This window comes from Virgibacillus sp. NKC19-3 (assembly GCF_019837165.1).
Taxonomy (GTDB): domain Bacteria; phylum Bacillota; class Bacilli; order Bacillales; family Amphibacillaceae; genus Virgibacillus_L; species Virgibacillus_L saliphilus.
This window is the reverse complement of record NZ_JAGYHC010000001.1, coordinates 3,681,020-3,703,505: the sequence shown is the minus strand read 5'-3', so window position 1 is coordinate 3,703,505 and position 22,486 is coordinate 3,681,020. Positions and strand designations below refer to the sequence as shown.

At 40.2% G+C, this 22,486-nt stretch carries 18 protein-coding genes and 1 other annotated feature; of the genes, 15 read left to right on the top strand and 3 right to left on the bottom strand.

All coding sequences use genetic code 11. The features are described from left to right. The first annotated feature begins 1 nt into the window (after nucleotide 1). Together bglA and KFZ56_RS17585 are read left to right on the top strand one after the other, a co-directional pair. Nucleotides 2–1,453 (top strand): 6-phospho-beta-glucosidase BglA, encoded by a 1,452-nt coding sequence (bglA, locus tag KFZ56_RS17590; protein ID WP_222643397.1) that lies wholly within the window; start codon nucleotides 2–4, stop codon nucleotides 1,451–1,453. Nucleotides 1,454–1,687: 234 nt separating this feature from the next. Beyond that, nucleotides 1,688–1,912, top strand: a complete 225-nt coding sequence (locus KFZ56_RS17585; protein ID WP_222643396.1) for a hypothetical protein — start codon at nucleotides 1,688–1,690, stop codon at nucleotides 1,910–1,912. A gap of 136 nt (nucleotides 1,913–2,048) precedes the next feature. On the opposite strand, the gene KFZ56_RS17580 is transcribed toward KFZ56_RS17585, so the two are convergent. Next, entirely contained in the window at nucleotides 2,049–2,378 is a 330-nt protein-coding gene (locus KFZ56_RS17580) for a winged helix-turn-helix transcriptional regulator (protein WP_222643395.1), read from the bottom strand. Nucleotides 2,379–2,615: 237 nt separating this feature from the next. Between KFZ56_RS17580 and KFZ56_RS17575 the strand changes: the two genes are divergently transcribed. From KFZ56_RS17575 to KFZ56_RS17520, 12 genes are all read left to right on the top strand, one after another. Further along, nucleotides 2,616–3,854: an aminopeptidase gene (locus tag KFZ56_RS17575; protein WP_222643394.1), complete on the top strand. Its 1,239-nt coding sequence runs from the start codon at nucleotides 2,616–2,618 to the stop codon at nucleotides 3,852–3,854. A 909-nt stretch (nucleotides 3,855–4,763) separates the two neighbouring features. Then, nucleotides 4,764–6,176, top strand: coding sequence for an MDR family MFS transporter (locus tag KFZ56_RS17570; RefSeq protein ID WP_222643393.1), 1,413 nt, complete (start codon nucleotides 4,764–4,766; stop codon nucleotides 6,174–6,176). Between the two features lie 410 nt (nucleotides 6,177–6,586). After that, a complete protein-coding gene (locus KFZ56_RS17565; protein WP_222643392.1) occupies nucleotides 6,587–7,996 on the top strand; it encodes an MDR family MFS transporter in 1,410 nt (469 codons plus the stop codon). A 455-nt stretch (nucleotides 7,997–8,451) separates the two neighbouring features. Beyond that, nucleotides 8,452–9,453 (top strand): PDDEXK family nuclease, encoded by a 1,002-nt coding sequence (locus KFZ56_RS17560; protein WP_222643391.1) that lies wholly within the window; start codon nucleotides 8,452–8,454, stop codon nucleotides 9,451–9,453. Between the two features lie 68 nt (nucleotides 9,454–9,521). Continuing rightward, nucleotides 9,522–9,774: a binding site (T-box leader), on the top strand. A gap of 53 nt (nucleotides 9,775–9,827) precedes the next feature. Continuing rightward, on the top strand, nucleotides 9,828–12,926 hold the full coding sequence (ileS, locus tag KFZ56_RS17555; protein WP_222643390.1) for an isoleucine--tRNA ligase: 3,099 nt from the start codon (nucleotides 9,828–9,830) through the stop codon (nucleotides 12,924–12,926). A 268-nt stretch (nucleotides 12,927–13,194) separates the two neighbouring features. Further along, the gene (locus tag KFZ56_RS17550) at nucleotides 13,195–13,650 is read left to right on the top strand and encodes a DinB family protein (protein ID WP_222643389.1); all 456 of its coding nucleotides are present in this window, start codon (nucleotides 13,195–13,197) and stop codon (nucleotides 13,648–13,650) included. 62 nt (nucleotides 13,651–13,712) lie between these two features. Continuing rightward, entirely contained in the window at nucleotides 13,713–14,381 is a 669-nt protein-coding gene (locus KFZ56_RS17545) for an HAD family hydrolase (RefSeq protein WP_222643388.1), read from the top strand. A gap of 35 nt (nucleotides 14,382–14,416) precedes the next feature. After that, nucleotides 14,417–15,121: a metallophosphoesterase family protein gene (locus KFZ56_RS17540; protein WP_222643386.1), complete on the top strand. Its 705-nt coding sequence runs from the start codon at nucleotides 14,417–14,419 to the stop codon at nucleotides 15,119–15,121. Nucleotides 15,122–15,458: 337 nt separating this feature from the next. Next, entirely contained in the window at nucleotides 15,459–15,914 is a 456-nt protein-coding gene (locus KFZ56_RS17535; RefSeq protein ID WP_222643385.1) for a GNAT family N-acetyltransferase, read from the top strand. Between the two features lie 222 nt (nucleotides 15,915–16,136). After that, nucleotides 16,137–17,384, top strand: a complete 1,248-nt coding sequence (locus tag KFZ56_RS17530) for an APC family permease (protein ID WP_222643383.1) — start codon at nucleotides 16,137–16,139, stop codon at nucleotides 17,382–17,384. A gap of 5 nt (nucleotides 17,385–17,389) precedes the next feature. Beyond that, a complete protein-coding gene (locus tag KFZ56_RS17525; RefSeq protein ID WP_222643381.1) occupies nucleotides 17,390–17,953 on the top strand; it encodes a bifunctional transcriptional activator/DNA repair enzyme AdaA in 564 nt (187 codons plus the stop codon). 3 nt (nucleotides 17,954–17,956) lie between these two features. Further along, the gene (locus KFZ56_RS17520) at nucleotides 17,957–18,436 is read left to right on the top strand and encodes a methylated-DNA--[protein]-cysteine S-methyltransferase (protein WP_222643379.1); all 480 of its coding nucleotides are present in this window, start codon (nucleotides 17,957–17,959) and stop codon (nucleotides 18,434–18,436) included. A gap of 109 nt (nucleotides 18,437–18,545) precedes the next feature. Here KFZ56_RS17520 and KFZ56_RS17515 read toward each other — a convergent pair whose 3' ends face one another. Then, nucleotides 18,546–19,409, bottom strand: a complete 864-nt coding sequence (locus KFZ56_RS17515; protein WP_222643377.1) for an AraC family transcriptional regulator — start codon at nucleotides 19,407–19,409, stop codon at nucleotides 18,546–18,548. Nucleotides 19,410–19,637: 228 nt separating this feature from the next. Then, nucleotides 19,638–20,867 (bottom strand): Zn-dependent hydrolase, encoded by a 1,230-nt coding sequence (locus KFZ56_RS17510; RefSeq protein WP_222643375.1) that lies wholly within the window; start codon nucleotides 20,865–20,867, stop codon nucleotides 19,638–19,640. 246 nt (nucleotides 20,868–21,113) lie between these two features. Here KFZ56_RS17510 and KFZ56_RS17505 point away from each other — a divergent pair, with 246 nt between their 5' ends. Then, nucleotides 21,114–22,415, top strand: coding sequence for a phosphotransferase (locus KFZ56_RS17505; RefSeq protein WP_222643374.1), 1,302 nt, complete (start codon nucleotides 21,114–21,116; stop codon nucleotides 22,413–22,415). Nucleotides 22,416–22,486 lie beyond the last annotated feature (71 nt).

Here is a 22,486-nt window from a genome sequence, read left to right as displayed (position 1 = left end):
AATGAGTAAATTACCAAATGATTTCTTATGGGGCGGGGCATTGGCTGCGCATCAATTTGAAGGCGGCTGGAATGCCGGTGGGAAAGGACCTAGTGTGATCGATGTATTGACCGCCGGTGCCAATGGAGTGCCTAGAAGAATAACGGATAACGTGGAGCCGGAGGAATTTTATCCCAATCATGAAGCCATTGATTTCTATCATCATTACAAAGAAGATATTGCTCTATTTGCGGAAATGGACTTAAAATGCTTACGTACATCTATCGGCTGGACCCGGATTTTTCCGCAGGGGGATGAAACAGAGCCGAATGAAGAAGGACTGCAATTTTACGATGACGTATTTGATGAATTATTGAAGTATGGCATTGAGCCGGTAATTACGTTGTCTCATTTTGAAATGCCGCTGCACCTGGCTCGTGAATACGGCGGTTTCCGGAGCAGGAAAGTGATCGATGCTTTTGTAAAATTTGCTGAGGTTGTCTTTGAACGTTATAAAGACAAAGTGACCTATTGGATGACCTTCAATGAAATCAATAACAAAATGGATGTCCGTAATCCATTATTCCTTTGGACAAACTCAGGCGTCTTATTAAAAGAAGGGGAAAATGCAAAAGAAGTCATGTACCAGACGGCCCATCATGAGCTGGTAGCCAGTGCATTGGCCGTAGCGAAGGGAAAAGAGATCAACCCGAATTTCCAAATTGGTGCGATGGTTTCCCATGTCCCTATTTATCCGTACACTTCCAACCCGGAAGATGTAATGCTTGCGGAAGAATACATGCGAGATCGTTATTTCTTCCCGGATGTACAAGTTCGCGGCTATTATCCAAGCTATGCGTTGAAGGAATTTGAAAGACAAGGTTATCATATCGTGATGGAAGAAGGCGACGACGACATTCTGATGAATGGAACAGTTGATTACCTTGGCTTTAGCTATTACATGTCAACGACGGTAAGCAGTGAGGTAGATGCGGATGAATCTTCTGCAAAAACCAATGGAGGACTGCCGCATGGAGTGGAGAATCCATATATTCAATCCAGCGACTGGGGCTGGGCAATCGACCCAAGTGGTTTGCGTTATACGTTAAACCGCTTCTATGACCGTTATCAATTACCAATGTTTATTGTAGAGAATGGCTTCGGGGCAATCGATACGGTAGAAGAAGACGGTTCTATTCATGACGCAGCTCGGATAGCATACCTTCGTTCCCATATCGAAGCGTTAGAAACAGCGGTGAATTATGATGGCGTAGACTTGATGGGCTATACACCTTGGGGCATCATTGACATTGTATCTTTCACAACCGGAGAGATGAAAAAGCGTTATGGCATGATCTATGTAGATCGTGATAATAAAGGGAATGGGACCATGAAACGATCGAAGAAAGATTCCTTTGAATGGTATAAAAAAGTCATCCGGACAAATGGAGAAGATCTAGATTACATTAGATAAAGAATAAGAAGGGCTTTCTCAAATGAACAAACTTGTTTGAGAAGGTCCTTAAAATCTGGCCTAACGTGGCAGCCAAATAGGACCAAAAATCGGTAAAATCGCCCTGGATGAAGCAGAACCGCTAATTGAATGATGAAATAACAATAGATAAAAAAAGAATTGAATTTTAAAAGGAAAACGCTTACAATGATAGATAAGCAACTAGTGATTATTTGAAGCGCTGATAAATGGTACATGATCACTGATAAAACGCCGCTCGCTGCTGATAAAGCTGTGGCGTCCGTTGATAATCTACCAAATAGGGCTGATACAACTACTTTTTCACCGGAATTCAAAGGAAGTATGCGAGGTGGCCACATGTTTTTCCATCAAAAGCAGCGGTTTCGATGTTCGGCGATTGGACCTGGAGGTATGGAAAGTCAAACACGGATAAAGGAATTACATATTGGCAACACATGAAAGAGCCAAAACCAAGGGTATTGTGGCATTTGATCCAACATTGATTTTTGAATAGGACAAGCAGGATAGTAGCAAATGGGATGAAGCAGTTATGAAGCCAAAAAAAGGGTTGCATGTAAGCAACCCCGGCATTTCATCAGACATTTTGTTCGGTTGTTTCTTCTAAAGTCACGTACTGATCTGCCCAGCATTGAATCTCCTTGATAACAGGTGCTAAATCTTTCCCTTTATCAGATAAGGTGTATTCAATACGGACAGGGAATTCGGAATATATATTTCGATTGACGATACCTTCTTTTTCGAGTAGTTTCAGTCGATCAGAGAGCAATCTTCCGCTAATAGGCAAATCGGCTTCCATCTCGGAAAAACGTTTCGTACCTTTTAATAGATCAAACAAAATTAGCCCAACCCAGCGTGTACTAAGAAGTCCCATAGCTTTCTCAAAACGTGGACATAAGTTCTCCATGATCATCACCTCACTCTACTTCATTTGGATGTTTTATAAGCTTAGATAAAAATAATTTAAGCAATTACCAAAAGTAACCTAATAATAGCTTAACATATCCACTGTTCAACGTAAATAGGGGTGTTTATTGCTTGACAAAAAAATATGTTCCTGCATTTGCACATTTTGAGTAAAATATTTTGGTAATTTGTTCGGTTTTGTGAAATAATAAGTGAAAAACATTTTGGAGGTAAAAATATGGTTAGTCAGAAGACGAAAGAGAAGTATGCAGCGTTGGCATTACAGACAGGAGTTAATTTGCAAAAAAATCAAGCATTGATGATTAATGCGCCAATCGAAGGAGCAGATTTCACCAAAGTTGTCGCTCGAAAAGCATATGAATTAGGAGCAAAGAACGTACATATTAACTGGAGCGATGATGATTTAACCCTGATGAAATATGAGAATGCACCGGATGATGTGATTACGGATTACCCAGAATGGAAAGTGTTGTTGCATGACAGCTTTGCAGAAGACGGAGCAGCTGTATTAAACATACGGTCGACAAACCCGGATTTATTAAAGGATATCGACCCAACCCGTGTGGCTAAAGCAAATAAAGCAGCAGCACAAGCGATGAAGAATTTCCGTAGCTATACGATGAATGACCGTATCGCTTGGTCAATCATATCGATTCCCACTGGAGATTGGGCACAGAAGGTTTTTCCGGATCAGTCACGTGAAGATGCCATCGAAAGCCTGTGGGAAGCGATTGTGAAAATTGTTCGAGTTGATCATGACGATCCAATCGCATCCTGGGACACGCATAACGCGACACTGCGAAAAGCGCGCGAGATTTTAAATAATAAGAACTATAAGAAGTTAGTCTTCAAAGCACCTGGTACGGAACTTGATATAGAGCTGCCTGAAGGACATATCTGGAAAGGCGGATCTGCTCAAACAGAAAATGGTGTCACCTTTAATCCAAACATGCCAACAGAGGAGGTATTTTCCATGCCTCATAAATACGGAGTGAATGGTACCGTTTCGAGCACAAAACCACTAAACTATGGTGGTAGCTTAATCGATAACTTTAGCCTGACTTTCAAGGATGGAAAAGTGGTTGATTATCAGGCAGAGCAAGGAGAAGACACGCTAAAACATTTACTTGATTCTGATGAAGGTGCACGTCGGCTCGGCGAGGTAGCGCTTGTGCCGGATGAATCTCCTGTATCTCAATCCGGGTTAATTTTTTATAACACGTTATTTGATGAAAATGCATCCTGTCACATCGCGCTAGGCAAAGCATATCCAACGAATCTAAAGGGTGGTGCGTCCATGGATGATGAACAATTGGATAAGCACGGTGTTAACGATAGCTTGTCGCATGTTGACTTTATGATTGGATCCGCGGAATTAGACATCGACGGCGTAAAAGCAGACGGTACAACTGAAGCTGTGTTTCGTAACGGTACTTGGGCACTAGATGTAAAATAAGACCAAAGAAGGGAGTGTGAGGAAAGTTCTCATGCTTCTTTTTCTTTGGATAGGAAATTATAAAATTATTTGCTTGGGCATAACTTGATTTCCAAAAGTAGCCACATCCGGCTCCAGCACCCAGCAATAGCAAGTCTTTTGGTGGGACGAGCTTTAGCGCAGTCCCAAGTCTTTTGGTGGGACGAGCTTTAGCGCAGTCCCAAGTCTTTTGGTGGGACGAGCTTTAGCGCAGTCCCAAGTCTTTTGGTGGGACGAGCTTTAGCGCAGTCCCAAGTCTTTTGGTGGGACGAGCTTTAGCGCAGTCCCAAACTTCACACTTCTCCATTACGATAAGTCAAGTTCATCTAATCTCACTGCGAAGGGTTCCAGTTTGTACGTTGCTAACCCGAGTGCCCTGCGCCTTTGCTCAAGCGGAAGTTTTACAGCCAGTTACACTGCGATAAAATAATCAACTGCTGAAGATTGGGCCCATCTATTTGGTGTGCCGATGGACACGAAGACTCACTTCTCTTATGAGTGACGGTTCTGGCTTCAAAATGCTTCTTTTGGTCATTCATCACCCTTATGAGTGACCGTCCTGGCTTCAAAATGCTTATTTCGGTCGCTCATCGCCCTTATGAGTGACCGTCCTGGCTTCAAAGTGCTTCTTTTGGTCACTCATCGCCCTTATGAGTGGCCGTTCCCTGCTTCGAAAGACTACTTTCGGGCACTCATATTAATCAAGTCTCCATTATTGTGTAAAATCCAACATACTTACGCCTTTCTTGTTGGATAGGAAAACTAGTGTCTCTTTTATTATGGCGGAAAAAAGACATGAAATGAAAAGCACAATCGTCGACAAAAATAAATGCATCCTGTAATATAGGCTCTATTGTAATATGCTATACGAAAGAGGGTGCTCACTGGAAAGTGCAATCATTTAATAAAACACCCATCATTATTGTGCTTCTTACAGGTGGGTTCATTTCAATTTTAAACCAAACAACGATGATCACTGCGATCCCGCCGATTATGACGGAAATGGATGTGAGTGCCAATACCGGGCAATGGCTGACGACTGTTTTCATGCTCGTCAACGGCGTGATGATTCCTGTCACGGCGTTTTTAATGGAGCGATTCACGACAAGGCAGCTATTTATTACTGCAATGAGTGTGTTTGCGGTTGGGACAGCTTTTTCCGCCATTGCTCCGAATTTTGGTATGTTACTCTTGGGCAGAACCATTCAATCTAGTGGAGCGGGTGTGATCATGCCGCTGATGCAGACTGTATTTTTATTGCTTTTTCCTGTTAGAAACCGTGGAGTGGCAATGGGACTGGTGGGGCTTGTAATTTCCTTCGCTCCGGCGATTGGTCCTGCTTTGTCCGGCTGGATTATTACCAATTTTTCATGGCGTGCGGTATTTTTTATTATCCTACCTATTGCAATCATCGTCATTCTACTTGCTGCCAAAGTGCTGAGGAACGTTACGGAATTGACGTATCCGAAACTGGATATGTTATCGATCATCCTGTCATCTTTCGGCTTTGGTGGATTTTTATATGGATTTACAAGTGCGGGCAACAATGGTTGGGGAAGTATTATCACGATTACGACGCTGGTTGTTGGCGCTGTTTCCTTAGTATTTTTCATTATCAGGCAATTACGTATGAAGACACCTATGTTAGAATTTAGGGTATTTAAGAATCCTATCTTTACCTTGTCGACGATTATTCCCATGATCGCGTTTATGGGACTAATTGGTACGGAGACATTGATTCCACTTTATATGCAAAACACGCGTGGTTTTACAGCGATGGAAGCAGGAATTGCCCTTCTTCCCGGCGCGCTCATGAATGGGATGATGTCGCCGATTACAGGTCGCATATTTGATCGTTTCGGTGCGAGATGGCTTTCGGTTATCGGGCTTACGATTATAACGGTTACCACTTTCGTCTTTGCCAATTTGGGGCCTTCCACATCGATGCTCATGATCACGATTATGTACGCGATTCGAATGTTCGGCTTATCTATGGTCATGATGCCTGTAACAACAGCTGGTTTAAACCAGCTTCCTAGAGAGCTGATTCCACATGGTACGGCGATGACTAATACCATGCGTCAGGTTGCAGCATCGATCGGAACGGCTATCGTCATCACGGTAATGACAACAACGGAAGTATCTGGACAACATAACCCTGCTATATCCTATCCGATGATTCATGGTGTCAATGTTGCCTTTATGGTTATTACATTGCTTTCGGTTATCGGTGTTGTGCTTAGCTTTTTTATCAAGAGAGGTAATCCACCTACCGAAGAGGAAGGCCATGAGTTGCGTGAATGAGGAATTAGATGATTTGGGAAATGTTGAGCTGGAATGGAATTGGCGTGCGCAGAAATCGTTTGAACGCGCGTGTAGTTGCTTCGAAATTTTGTATTGTCATCCAATTTCTAAGTTTCGGGATAAAAATTTAGGGCTGTCAGAAGCTTGTCAATGGTGTTATGGAGAGAAATTGCCTATTTTACCATGTAAGCTTATGAGCAAAACCAGCATCTAGAACGGCGTCAGGGGATATCCTTGATGCCGTTTTATGATGAAATAAGTGTATGCATGATTACTTCATTGATTGCAAATGAAATAAAATTCGAAACTCGAAATAAATGTTTATCATAAATAGTTGCCTTTTTATTTTATGTGTGTTATTATTGAGAGATGTCGCTCGAGGGTAATTTTTGCAAGAAAGTAGGTATATTATGGAAAACACACAACAACAAACATTTGATTGGAAAAAATATATTCCGCTTTTCGCGGTGTTATTATCTGGTGCTTTCGTTACTATTTTGAATCAGACGCTGCTTGGGACTGCACTTCCACCCATCATGCAAGATCTCAATTTAAGTGAGAGTACAGCACAATGGCTGCAGTCTGTTTTTATGCTCGTTAACGGGATTATGATTCCTGTTACAGCCTTTTTAATCGACAAATTCACCACACGTAAGTTATTTATGACTGCAATGGGACTATTTACCCTAGGAACCTTTATTGCAGCAATTTCGCCAAACTTTTCATTTTTAATGGTTGGCCGGATTTTACAAGCTTCAGGAGCAGGAATTATGATGCCACTGATGCAGACCATTCTGTTCCTTACTTTCCCCGTACACAGAAGAGGTACAGCGATGGGATTATTTGGACTTGTTATCGCGTTCGCCCCGGCAATTGGTCCGAGTCTCTCGGGTTGGTTAGTGGATCAGTTCCCATGGCGTAGTGTATTTTATGTTGTACTGCCGATTGCTATTTTAGATATTATAGCAGCTTATTTCTTATTGAAAAACGTGACAGAACTGAAGAAACCAAAATTGGATATTTTATCGGTTATTCTTTCGACGATTGGATTCGGCTCACTTTTATACGGCTTCAGTGTCGCTGGTGATGCAGGATGGCTCAGTCTTCAGGTTGTATTAACAATGGCTGTCGGTATTATTTCTCTCTACTGGTTCATTACAAGACAACTGAAATTGAAAGAGCCGCTGCTCGAATTCAGGGTGTTCAAACATGGAACATTCACATTAGCAACTGCTCTTGGCATGGTTGTCTTTGCAGCGATGATTGGGACAAACGTTATTTTGCCATTATACATGCAGAATATGATTGGCTTCTCGGCACTCGAATCTGGACTTGTGTTGTTGCCCGGAGCCATTATTATGGGATTCTCCAATCCGATTACCGGCTACCTTTTTGATAGGTTTGGAGGTAAGTGGCTTGCTCGAAGTGGCTTGTTGCTACTATCCTTGACAACTTTTGCATTTACGAATTTATCCGCGGATACAAGCTTCGCCTATCTGGCAACTATGAATGCTATTCGAATGATCTCGATTGCCATGGTTATGATGCCGATGACGACTTTGGCATTGAACCAGTTGCCTAACGATCTGATTCCGCACGGTACAGCAATGAATAACACATTCCGCCAAGTAGCCGGCTCCGTCGGTACAGCTGTTCTTGTCACCATCATGTCTACTGCCGCTATCCCTGGCGAGGATGTAAGTGGTATTATTCATGGTGTGAATGTTTCCTTTATCGTAGCGGCATTCACAGCTGTCCTCGGGTTCGTCCTTTCCTTTAAATTAAAAGAAGAGGTAAAACCAGGAGATCGTAAAATGTAACGTGAATAGGAAAGTATTGATAATTATAAAAGTACCCAGAACTGAAGCAATTTATAATTGTTTTGGTAGCTGGGGCTTTTTTATAGATTTAATTGGATAAATATTTCAATTTATTCGTTACTTTTATGATAAGATAGTAGTATAGTTAAAAGGAAATAAATTATCTAAAAAAATAATTAAGTGGGGGTTTATTAACATGTATTGATAAAACAAAGCGGTATATAAATTCTGAAATACTCTTACCGTTCGTGACATACCAACGAATATTTCACGCATAGACGCAGGTTATCTAATGTGTTTGGCTCTTAATTATCAAGGTCTTTACTTACATGAAAATAAGGTGAAAATCAAGACATAGATAAACACGAGTACTTATAAGGTCTGAAATAAACTGTAAATGAAATAAAAAATTTTTCAACAGGCTATTGATTCATTAAAAGGGAAGGAGCTCCTGCATGATCTACACTTATCAAAACGCTAAGATGCAACCAATTCAAAAAACCACATTTATCGACGAAGATATTCTGGAAAGGCAGCATATTCAATCCGCTTTAAAGAAGAACATAGGAATTGTTGCACCCGAATGTTTGGTAATAGCTGAGGAATTTTCCGAATGGGAAGATAGCAGACGGCGTCTTGACTTACTTGCTATAGACAAAAATGCCAACCTTGTTGTGATAGAACTGAAGCGAACGGATACTGGAAAGCACATGGAATTACAAGCACTACGATACGCTGCTATGGTTTCTGCTTTAACGTACAAGAAAGTTATTGATATCTATCAAAACTTTCTGTACGCAAACAACATAGATGAAGATGCGGAAACGAATCTGCTGGCGTTTTTAAATTGGGAGTTTCCTCAAGAGGAGGAATTTGCTTTAAATGTCCGCATCATACTTGTTTCATCCGATTTTTCAAAGGAACTGACTACCACCATTATGTGGCTAAATGATTATGGACTGGATATTCGCTGTGTAAGTATGGTTCCATATAAGAATGAGGACCAAATTTTCGTTGATGTGAAGCAAGTATTGCCATTACCGGAGGCTGAGGAATATCAAATCAAATTACGAAAGAAATCAGAAGAAAAAAGACAGGCGGCGCAATCATCAAGGGATTATACCAGATACGAATTCAGAGGTGAAGAACTAAACAAAAGGAAATTGGTTTTAGCTGTCATTCATACTTGGGTAAAGGAAAACCAACCGCAAGAACTAGATGCATTATTGGAGGTATTCCCCCAGGAACTACACAGTGGAGGATTATTTGTTCCAATAGAAAAGGCGCGGGAAATATATGAAAGACAGAATATTGCCCGGCATTTTTTGAATGAGGATGAACTTCTTGTTTTTGGTTCTTCTATGTATGCGATTTCGAACCAATGGGAGAAGGGAAGTATCGAAACTTTTATCGCTCATGCAAAAAAGATTGGGTTTGAGGTTGAAGCCATTATCTAAATAGGTTCTCATGCTTCAACCTTGACATTCTTTTGCATATCCTATATCCTAATTTCAATATTAATCGTTTAAATTCGTTGACGAGAACGAGTAGGCATAAGGTCTGTTCCATAGAGAGTTGGCATCATGGTGAAAGCCAATGTTCAGTTTGTGTTGAAAATCCTCTCCGAGAAGAAAAGCTGAAGGTTTGTTTTAAGCTTTTCCGGAAATCCACCGTTACAAGGATCGCGTATAATGGTACGTTGCATGAGTGCTGGAGAATCTTTTTAACAAATGATATCCGGAATCAGGGTGGTAGCACGGGTGAAACTCGTCCCTAATTGATAGGGGCGAGTTTTTGTGTTTTTTTACCAAGAAAAATGAGGAGTGAGGAAATGAAGAAGGCAAATGGAAGTGAAGCACCTTCACAGCGTGAAAATCGGTTGAAGGATCTTTGGGAAAATGAAGGCACGTTCCAAACGTCTATCACCAATCGGGAGGGAAATGAAACTTTTGTATTTTATGAAGGGCCGCCAACCGCTAATGGACTTCCGCATGCTGGGCATGTTTTAGGGCGTGTGATGAAAGATTTTATTGCGCGTTATAAAACGATGCAAGGGTATCAGGTTATTCGTAAAGCGGGATGGGATACACATGGTCTCCCAGTTGAACTTGGTGTGGAGAAGAAGATTGGAATCTCCGGAAAAAAGGAAATTGAGAATTATGGTGTAGAAAATTTCATTGAAGAATGTAAGAAGAGTGTTTTTGATTATGAAAGAGAGTGGCGGACGTTTACAGAGGCGATCGGTTATTGGATTGATATGGATGATCCATATATAACGCTTCAAAATGAATATATGGAAAGTGTTTGGTATATCCTGTCCACGATTCACAAAAAAGGTCTGCTGGACCGAGGACATCGAGTTACGCCTTATTGTCCAAGTTGCCAAACCTCTTTAAGCTCGCATGAAGTTGCTCAAGGTTATAAAGACGTAAAAGATTTATCTGCAACAGCTAAGTTTAAAGTATATGGAACAGAAAATGAGTATTTTTTGGGATGGACCACAACACCATGGACACTGCCTGCTAACGTAGCTTTAGCCGTCCATAAAGAATTAAATTATCTTAAGGTAAAGCAAGAAGGTAATGTATATATTATTGCTAAAAACCTTGTAGATCAGACCATGGACGGTGAATATGAAATTGTTAGTCAGCATAAAGGCAGTGAGCTCGTTGGTCTTTCTTATGTCCCGCCATTCAACTTCTTCAATATAAATCGAGGTTATGAAGTAATAGATGCAGATTTTGTCACAGATGAAAGTGGTACAGGGATCGTTCATGTAGCACCTGCGCATGGGGAAGATGATTATCAAGCAATGAAAGCGAAGGGTCTCGATTTTATAAATGTCGTCGACGAAGCTGGTTGCTACACGGATGCTATTCCACCTCTAGCCGGGGAATTCGCGAAAGATTGTGATGTAAAAATAATAAAAATGTTAGCAGAACAAGATGTATTATTTTCCAAAGAAAAATACGAACACAGTTATCCCCATTGCTGGCGGTGTGATTCTCCCCTCATTTATTATGCGATGGAGGGCTGGTTTATTAAAGCAACTGCCATGAAGGAAAGCGTCATTGCTAATAATGAATCCATACATTGGCACCCGGAACACATGAAGCATGGCCGTTTTGGGAAATTCCTTGAAAATATGGTGGATTGGAATATAGGCCGTAATCGTTATTGGGGAACACCGTTAAATGTATGGATTTGTAACAATTGTGACCATCAACACGCACCTGAGAGTATTCAGGACCTTAAGGATCATGCGAAAAGTAATGTTCCTAAAGATCTAGAACTTCATAAACCATACGTGGATGAAGTTATCTTAAGATGTCCTGTTTGCCAAGGAGATATGGAACGTACAAAAGAGGTTATCGATGTGTGGTTTGATAGTGGTTCTATGCCATTTGCACAGTACCATTATCCATTTGAAAATCAAGCGTTATTTGAAAAACAATTTCCTGCTGACGTTATTGCTGAAGGGGTAGATCAAACCCGTGGCTGGTTCTATAGCCTGCTAATGGTATCTTCTTTATTTACCGGAAAACCAGCCTATAAACGTGTCTTATCACTCGGACATATTTTGGATGAGAACGGGCGTAAAATGTCAAAGAGTAAAGGTAACGTTATAAACCCAATGGAACTTGTGGAGAAGTATGGTGCAGATGCGCTGCGTTGGTCCCTTCTTGCCGACAGTGCTCCATGGAACAATAAACGTTTTTCAGCGAATATTGTTAGCCAGGCGAAGTCCAAGATGGTCGACACATTGGTGAATATTCATGCTTTCTTCACGTTATATGCAGAAATTGATCAATTTAATCCGGATAAGCATCCTCAGGGTGAAAAATCATTATTGGATAAGTGGGTGATCTCACGCCTTCATACCGTTACCAAAGGAGTAAGGAAGGATCTTGACCATTATGATTTCACTGCTGCAGCAAGGGAACTTTCCAATTTTGTTGAACAAGTTAGTAATTGGTATATCCGTCGTTCCCGTGCCCGTTTTTGGAGCGAAGGAATGAATGATGATAAATTGGCTGCCTTCCATACCTTATATGAGATATTAAGAACAACGAGTAAACTGTTGGCTCCATTTATGCCATTTGTAACGGAGGATATTCATACTAATTTGACCGATGAAAGTGTACACTTGGCTGATTTTCCTAAACCTGTAGAAAAGCTAATGAATCAGGAGCTTGAGCAGGAAATGGATGGGGTGCTACAGGTAGTGGAACTTGCTCGTCACGCTCGTAACGCATCCAACATCAAAACAAAACAACCACTTTCTGAGTTAACAGTGGTTGGGGATGAGAGGTATACGTCTTTTTTGTCGAACTACCGTTATATCATTGAGGAAGAGATTAATGTAAAGCAGGTTTATTTCAAAGAAAATGCCGGGGGAGCTGTTCGGTATGAGATTACATTAAATTTCCCAACAGCAGGACCAAAGCTTGGTAAGCAGGTAGGGATCGTTCAAAAAGAATTGCAACAATTAAATGAGGAAGAGGCCAAAAAGGTTGTAGAACAAGGTTATTTCGAGACAAAAACGCAGACCGGAGATTCATTGCGTATCGAAAAGGAGGATTTACGCATTAACCAAATCACCCGGAAGGAAACAGAGATGGCTTCCAATGAATATTATGCTGTCTTTTTAAACACAAAGATAAATGATGCACTTTACAAAGAGGGCCTTGCCCGGGAACTCATTCGATCTGTTCAACAGTATCGTAAGGAATTAAATTTATCTGTTGAATCTCGGGTAAATCTAACTTTTGATGTGAGTGGGTCGTTGAAAGCAGTAATCGAACAGTATAACGGGCTCTTAGAAAGTAACCTGCTGGTTAAAAGTATTACCTTCAACAAAACGCAAGGTATGAAATATGTGAAGTTGGATAAGGAGACGGTGGGTATGGAGATTACTGCTTTAACATGATATAGCCTAGGAAGATAACCGGTTTTATCCATATGACTTTGCTAACGTGGGCGTTCTCCATAAGGGGGCGCCCATTTGCTTGCTATTCATTTTTGAAGTGAATGTAAATAAAGATGGGTACATATCGTTGAAGGGACATTTGCAGATTTTTTTCATAGATAAAGAATAAGGTTGTAGTGGCAAGAAGGATATATTCGGTTGTTGTCGAATACTTATAGGAGTGGATCGATGAGAATATTGCTTCAATAAAGGGGAGGTTAGAAAAAGGATGGATGTTAAAGATATTTTCTTAGCACAGCTAAATACGTTTCAGGAAAACACGTGGTTTGTATCGTTACGAAACGCTATTGATGGTCTAACGGAAGAACAAGCAAATTGGAAACCGAATGAGACAAATAACTCTATTTTTGAGGAGGTAAATCATCTCCTATTCTATAATCAGCGGTATTTAAATCGGTTTAAAGACATACCAAACGAAAGAAATACAGATGATAATACCTTTCGAAACAAAGCAGCATTAGATTGGAATGAAGCGGTTCAACGATTAAATACGATTATGGTGGAATGGAAGAATGTTGTCGAGGCATCTGACTCCGATAAACTCGAGGAGTTTGCACCTGAGCTTGCTCATCTGACCCTGCACACAACCTACCATACCGGACAGATCCTGTATATCCGAAAATTACAAGGATCATGGAACGCGAAAGACGGTGTAAAAGGATGATCTTGTTTAAGAAAAGGGAACAAAAGGAAATAACTTTTGCTGCAGGGGTGTGGGGTTGAGAAATGATTAAGGCTGCCATATTTGATTTAGATGGAACGTTGCTGAATCGGGATGAGTCAGTGAAGATATTTGTTGACAAGCAGTATAAACGTTTAAATAAGTGGTTAAGACATGTGGCAAAAGACCAATATATAACAAGATTTATAGAACTTGATGATCGAGGGCACGTATGGAAGGATAAAGTGTATCAACAGTTAACGAATGAATTTGATATTTCAGGATTGACCTGGGAGGAATTGCTTCAAGATTATGTGAGGAATTTTAAAGATAGTTGCGTTCCGTTCCCTGACCTCATTGGGATATTGAAAAAGTTGAAGCATAGTGGTCTTGTCCTTGGTATGATTACAAACGGCAAAGGACAATTTCAAATGGATAATATCAGAGCTTTAGAGATTCAAAACTATTTTGAAACAATCCTTATATCCGAATGGGAGGGTATGAAAAAACCTGATCCACAACTATTCAAAAATGCTTCAGATGAGTTAAACGTTTTACCTACTGAATGTGTTTTTGTTGGCGACCATCCAGAAAAAGATGTGAAGGCTGCCCAGAATGTTGGGATGAAAAGCATCTGGAAAAAAGATGACCAATGGAATAAAGTGGAGGCTGATTATGTAGTGGAGGGTTTAGCAAAAATACCTCTAATTATAGATGAATTAAATAGCCGATAAGTCAAATCACATCGGGGGTATAGGAGGTCGATTAAATGAGGGTAGCAGCTATTTATGATATTCATGGAAACTTTTTTGCTCTCGAAGCCGTGCTTCAAGAGATAAGGGATAGCAACGTGGAGAAAGTAATTGTTGGAGGTAATTTGGCTTGGGGACCGGAACCAAGGCAAGTTATGGACCTTTTGTTTGATTATAAAGAAGTGTTCACTTTTATTAAGGGAAATGCAGACCGGGAAGTTGCTCATCGGTATGGGAAAGAAAAAGGGTTGGATGACTTCGTTACTGATATGAATCACTGGTGTGCGGACCAGCTAACAGATGAACAGTTGCACTTTCTTAAAAATTTGCCGGAGAAAGAAGAAATAGAAATGGCCGGTTTAGGAAAAGTCCTGTTTGTTCATGGATCACCTCGAAGTGATGAAGAAGCTATTCGATTGAATACAACCGATAGTGAACTTGGTTCAATGCTTGAAAACGTTGAGCAAGATATAATTGTTTGTGGACATACACATATTCAATTTGATCGCAGAGTAGGAGAAAAACGTGTTGTCAATGCGGGGAGTGTCGGTTTGCAGAGTAGGGCGAGCGGAGCATGTTGGGTTATATTGGGAGACGAAATTGACTTCAGAGTAACAGCCTATGATACGCAGTCAGCCTCAGAGAGAATTCTTCAATCCAATAGTCCGTACAAAGAGGAATTTGCAGACCATTATGTAAATCCTCCGTATGAAGGACCGTAATATAGGTGAGTTCAGGCGCTTTTTGTTATAGTTAGTGTGTTTTTATAGTAAATAGTCAAAAAGTAAATTATTAACATGGATGAGTTAATAATCTTCCTAAGGATTTCAGATTAGAACAAGATGAAGGTGATTTGATGAAAAGGATCGATGTCGTCTATGCCATCATACAAAACCATGTAGGTGACATTCAATGGTAGATCCTGGACAAGCGCGTATCATGTTCATGGTGTAGAAGTACTTATCGGACAGTCTATTCCTTATACATATCAAAACTAAACAGAGCTTAACGTTGTACATGATATAAAACAGAAAATTTTTAATAGGGGGTGAAAGACATATGCATATTAGGCCATATCAGGAAAGGGATAAAGACAGCATAATCAGCCTATCTGATCGTTTTAGTGATATTCCATTTATGGAATATAGGAACCGGGAGGATATGGAACAAAAACAATTAGAGTTAGCAAAAAGGGCTGTCGCATCTCGTACATCAGATATTTTTGTGGTTGAAGATGGTGATGCGCTTCTAGGATACGTAGAATTAACAACAGACAGGGATTATTTCACAAATGATAAAGTAGCTTATATTTCAGCGATTGCAGTAACTAGTGCAGGTGAGGGTAAAGGAATAGGAAAAATGTTGATGGATAAAGCAGAGAAGTGGTGCTTAGATAAAGAGTGTAAACAAATCGTTTTAGATGTATTCAAAGCAAATGATCATGCACTTCATTTTTATAAACACTTCGGATATGAAGAAGAAATTGTGAAGATGGTTAAAACACTGGCACGATAGTAGAATAATTGTCTTATCCTTATGGAACTTCCAGTTATGGTGTAATGAACGAACTAAAAGAGGTGTTAAAATGGAGAAAGTAACACCCATAAAAACCAAATGAATGGTGCGTTTGTTCATTTTTCATTAAAAACTTGCAAATTCACCAAATTGAATCGCAAAAATCCGGAAGCGTACGTTAATCCTTGATTGCTATACTGCATGTAGAAATGAGGTGTCTACATGCAACGTCCATCCATTGGATTAACTCAAGGTATCGCTTTATATATTGCGGCCGTATTAGGATCAGGCGTGCTTTTTTTATCTGGTGTTACGGCCTCCATAGCCGGACCGGCATCCATATTATCTTGGATGATTGTGATCATGATTAGTTTCCCATTGGCTTACTCGTTTGCTTGTTTAGCAAGAGCGTATCCGGACGCTGGAGGGGCTGCTACTTTTGTACGATATTCATTTGGGGAGCATGCAGGTAATATAATAGGTTGGTTCTATTTTGTCACAGCAGCAGTTGGACAGACCATCGTTGCGTTAACAGGTGCTTATTATTTAGGAAATGCCTTTGATTTTTCTCAGATTCAAATAACGTTTTCTGCCATGTTGATATTGGCTATTGCTGGAATCACGAACTATTATGGCATTCAAGTAAGTGGTAAAGTCGCCCTATTGTTAAGTGGATGTTTATTTTTTCTGTTAATCATAACGATTGTATTGGCTATTCCTCGTATCAGTTGGCATCAATTTAGCCCCTTTTTTTCTAAAGGTAGTGGTTCAATCGGATCTGCTATAACTGTCATTTTTTGGGCCTTTTTTGGTTGGGAGGCGATTTGCAACCTTGCGACTAATTTTAAGCATCCAAATCAAAACATCGTTCGAAGTACCATTATTAGTGCCATCATTATAGGCGTGCTTTTTCTGGCACTTAGTTTTATAACCATTGGAACAGGGACATACGGTGATGAGAAAAGCAATTTATCTCCGATTGCCGTTATTATGAATGATACGCTAGGTTTAAATGCTCAATTGCTAACTGGCATTCTTGCTTTTGTCATTTGTACCGGAACAGCAAATGCGTTTGTTGCAAGTCTTACGCAGCTTGGCTATTCATTAAGTAGAGATGGTGCATTTCCGTCTTATTTTTCAGTGTTACACCCAAAAATGGAAATATCAAGACGTATGGTTTTGTTTGTCGTTCTGTTCGCAGGGGCTGGAGTTGTCACTACAAGTGCTCTTTCTCTCACATTTAATGATATTTTATTTATACCAACTTCCTTGGGAATACTCGTTTATATTTTTTCCATGGCTGCTGGTGTTAAACTATTTGGAAAAGGAACCGTGCCCTGGTTGTGTTCATGGATCGCCTTTATCTTATGTGTGCTCGTCATTCCGTTTTTTCGGTCATACATCATTGTTCCATTGATTGTTGTTTCTATATATGTGGTTTATATGTGTTTTTGTAATAAAAGGAGGTGAAGGAGATGGTTGTTCATGCAACGTTTTCTTTCAGCGAAATGGTAAAAATTGCTGAGGCGTGTGACGATTCCTATGACGGCCTGTTTTTCTATGCGGTGAAAACAACAGGAATTTTTTGTCGTCCTTCTTGCAAATCGAAAAGCCCGAATAAAGAAAATATCACCTTTTTTCAAACAGTAGCGGACGCAAAGAGGGCGGGATTTCGTCCTTGCAAAAGATGCCAACCGGATAGGATGCATTTTGATCCGAAATGGGATCTTATTAATGATACAAGGGCATATATTCAAAGGCATTACAAGGAAAACATGACATTGAAGCAAATAGCGCAAAACATTGGCATAAGCCCCTATTATTTAAGTCGGCTTTTTAAACAGTACACATTGAAAACCCCCCGTTGCTACGTTGAAAATCTACGTGTAAATAAAGCGGTTCATCTTCTCCAAACCACTGAACTGTCCATTATTGCTATTTGTTATGAAGTAGGTTTTCAAAATGTCTCTAGTTTTTATCAGGCTTTCAAAAAACAAACGCAATATACGCCACAACAGTATAGAAAGGACTTGACTTGAGCTATGATTTATGATGAATGTCAAACTATTATCGGGCATTTACGGTTTGCCTTAAAGGAAAATGGGACGCTAACTCGTGTGTTCTTAACCAATTACCACTGGTTACTTTTTGTTGAAAACAATACGGTTAAGAAGAGCTCTGAGCTGGGAGAACCTATTCGACAACAGTTTCAAGAATATCTTAGTGGGGAAAGAAAGGATTTTACTCTACCATTTGAACTTGAGGGGACATCATTTCAAAAGCAAGTATGGGATGCATTGCAAACAATTCCTTATGGGGAAACAAGATCTTATTTTGAGATAGCCTGTTCTATCGGTCGCCCGCAAGCTATTCGGGCCATAGGGCATGCAAATAGCAGGAATCCGCTACCGATTATATTTCCTTGCCATAGGGTTATTGGAAAAAATCAGCGTTTGACCGGGTATGCTGGAGGGATCGGAATGAAAAAGCAATTACTTCATATTGAGGGTGTTATGGTTTGAATGTCCCGAGGGAAGTAGACCATTTTTAGAAACAGGCGGATGCAGACTTAAGAGGCTGATTTTTTTGCCTTTATAGGAAGCATGAGGATCACCCCATGCCTCCCCCTTTTTACTTTTTCCTAACAGGAATCCAGATCTCACTATAAGCGTAATCTTTTTTGCTCTCATCCATTTTCGTGAAGGAAAATGTTGGGGCATCGATTACTTCATAATCGGAAGAAGGAAGCCATTCCGAATAAGTTTTTGCCATTGTTTCTTGTAGTGTAGATGGAAATGGGCCTTCATTTGGAAATATTGCCCACGTATAGGCTTCTACTGATACCTTGTCTAACAGGTCACTTACTTGATCTTTCGTTGTTAAAACACCTATCAAATGCGTTAAATCGCCTTCTTCTTTTAAAAATTTAGCGTCAGCGTCATAAGAAGCATTCACGATTTTCTTCGGCTCCATATTTTGTAGAGCATGCATTTCTTCCATTTGTTGATCCGTAATGCTTTCTGCAAGCTCTTCAATCGCTTTATTAACACCTTCAAATTGCATTGGAACGCGTTTACTTACACCGACCAAATGAAAAGCTGGTTTCTCTTCAATTCTAAATTCCATCGTAGTTCCTCCTTTAACAGTTATGATGAATGAAAGTTTGGGATACGATTTGCTTATTCCTTTTTTAATTACATCTGATGGCAGGAAACCGCCCCAATTTTTAAATGCTCTAGTAAAGCCATCCATGGACTGATAACCGTATTTGAAAGCAACATCTGTTACTTTTTCTCCATTCAATAAATCCTTATTTGCCTCCGACAATTTTCTGTTTTTAATATATTCACTTAGCGTTAATCCCGATAAATAAAAAAATATCTTTCGAAAGTGGTAGTCGGAAACACCGGCATAGTTAGAAATTTCTTCAAGAGATAAGTCATCCGTTAAATGATCCTCAATATAGTCAATCACGAGGTTTAATTCTTTTAGCAATGTATCCCTCCTTCATATCTTCATCATAGCAAACCAGCTTTAGAAATACTCGACATGTTTAACATGAAAATTATCGATTGTGCTTGCCAGCTAGGTGTACTGACACGCCCTGAACTTTGTCGAAAACAGGATGGGGAGAGGTGCAGGTTATCCTGGAAAGCCTATATGAAAAAAGATCCACAGCGTCAACGAATACCGTGGATCTTTTCCAATTTTTGCTGAAATGGTTTACGTTGTTTCCGTTAGTTTCATCGCAGTTTGAAATAATACATCTGCACCATTAGCTAAGTCCTTCGTATCTGTCCATTCTTCCGGAGCGTGACTGATTCCGTCTTTACTCGGGACAAAAATCAAACCAACATCCGTCACATCAGCAAAGACCATGGCATCGTGGCCTGCTCCGCTATTCATGGGTAGATAGGAGATGTCCAATTGATTGCAAGCATTTTGTAAAAGCGAATGGATATGCTGATTCAATGTTTTTGGCTGCATATATAATGACTGTTCCATGGATATCTGCATTCCTTGTCCCTCAAAGGAGGTGATAAAATCTTTGGTTTTCTGGATGGCACTTTGCATATGTTCTTCTTTTCCAGCGCGTATATCCACGGAAAAAATAACCTTTTCCGGGATGACATTAGCTCCATTCGGAAACACCTCATGCCTTCCTACGGTAATAACGGTTCCTTCCCCTTCTTCTGCTGCAATAGCTGGTAGCTTCGCGATAATATTTGCAGCAGTAACCAGGGCATCTGAGCGCCGGTCCATAGGTGTCGTACCGGCATGTCCAGCTTGACCTTGGATGGTCACTTCTAATTGGCTGAGTCCAACAATCCCTTCGACAACACCGATTGCAATGTCCTTTTCTTCAAGAACTGGTCCTTGCTCAATATGCATTTCCAGAAAGGCTTTTATCGTCTGTGGGTCTCTTTGTTTCGAAAGTGTTGGGTCTAATCCGATATCCCGCATGGCCTCAGCCACTGAAACGCCATCCTTGTCCTTCGTATGATTTAGTTCTTCTGCATCTGTCGTGCCGGTAATTCCCCTGGATCCCATTAGTCCGCCACCAAAGCGTGCGCCCTCTTCTTCAATCATTGCTATAATTTCTAATGGATATGTCGGTGTAAGGTTCTTTTCCTGAAAAAGCGCAGCTACTTCAAGTCCTGCCACAACACCACTCGGTCCATCATAAGCTCCACCATGCGGCACACTATCGAAGTGAGATCCGACAAGGACACTCGGAGCATCTTTCTTGGTTCCTTGCAATTTTCCAAAAATATTGCCCAGCCCATCTTCCCGAACGTCCAGTCCATATTCGTTCATTTTTGCTTTTATATATTTTCGGGCTTGTACATCTTCTTTGCTATAGGTCAGCCTAGTCACACCTTGATTGGGCGTGGCTGTAAATGCACTCAGATCGCTAATATGCGTTTCAATACGTTCTTTGTTTGCTTTCATGTAATCCCTCCGTTATGTGATGAGGATGTTTCTTGTTTTGCAGGCATCACTTTAATATGGAAAAGGTTTTTTCCTTTGGGTCTATGATATAATAGACGGAATAAAAAAGGAAGTACGTGGAAAGAGGCAGTAATAAAATAGGACATATGAGGATATTTACACTGACTTCATGGAAAATAAGCCATTAATGAAACTGCCTTTTTTCATTTGAAGTTGGACAAAAATGCTCGAGAGGGGATCAATGCCTTGCTTTTGAAATTTATCGTTTTTTCAAGTAGTCAATGGAAATTGTTATTATGCCGGAAACATCGTACATACGCATTACCTTCTTTTCATTTAGAACGTCTACATGTGGCTGTCACCTCACCAATCAATGACTTTTTTAAAAGGGAATTCGATTTAGAAGTGAATGTATTACGCGGTTATTATCAGGATGAAGCTATACGCATATATGAAATTGAAGTCTTAGACAACTATTCAAGTGAGAGGGTGGGACTTGTCTGGTTAGACCCTATTTCTATTCCATCATTGGCAGCAATTCATCCAAATGAACGAAAAGTGCTACTTGATTGGTCGGCTAAAGATGATAATCGAGCCTTTGCATGGTTTCAATTTGGATGGCGTCAGAGAATGGAAGCATGGGTAAAGCAGAAATTGCCATATTATCCAATCACATTTGTACAAATCAGAAGCTGGGAACGCGCAGCATTGTGGAAGATTAAGACAAATCAAGCAAATTATTACTTGAAAGCTGTCCCAGATGTGTTTTCACATGAACCCAGTATTCACAACTATCTTGCAGAACATTATCCATCTTATGTTCCGGAAGTAATCGCTTTGGATCTCGAAAATAATTGGTATATCATGGGCGAACTACAAGGGGATCTTCTTGGTAATTCAACGAATCGTAGCCATTGGGAAGACGCCTTATATCGAATGGGTAATATACAAAAGGAAGCCCACATTCATAAAGATAAGCTGCGAAAATTAGGATGTCCTGTCAGGCCAATCATAGAGATATTAAACAACCATTTAGAGGAATCCCTGAGTGAATTAGTTTCCAGTAATAATATTTCGTTGGAAAAGCATATTGCATTGAAAATGAGCATCCCATCTATGTTGTCTCTTGCAAAGGGATTACGTGAATCAAAACTTCCCATCTCATTAGACCATGGCGATTTGTTTGGCGGTAATATTATGGTTCACCATGGAGAACCAATTATTTATGATTGGTCAGATAGTTCCCTGACCCATCCTTTCTTGAGTGTGATCGTATTATTGGAAGAAGTGAATGAATACTTTTCCGAACAGATAAGTCAGCAGTTATTAGATGTTTATCTTGAAGAATGGAGGATGTTTGACTCGCTTGCCCGTTTGTATGAGGAATTTCGCCTTGTGCGTGTTCTCGCCCCTCTCTATTATCTTACGGTGCATCAACGCTTTATTTTCCCCGCTTTGGAAGATAATGTTGATAAACAGCAAATCATTGATCACTATGTAGAAAAATGGCTGCTACAGTTAAGTAAAATGGATCATTCTATTAAGTAGTGTTTTCTGCAGGAATTGGAAAGGCTGGAGTAGAAATAGATATACATGAAGAGAAAAAGTCATAATAAAAA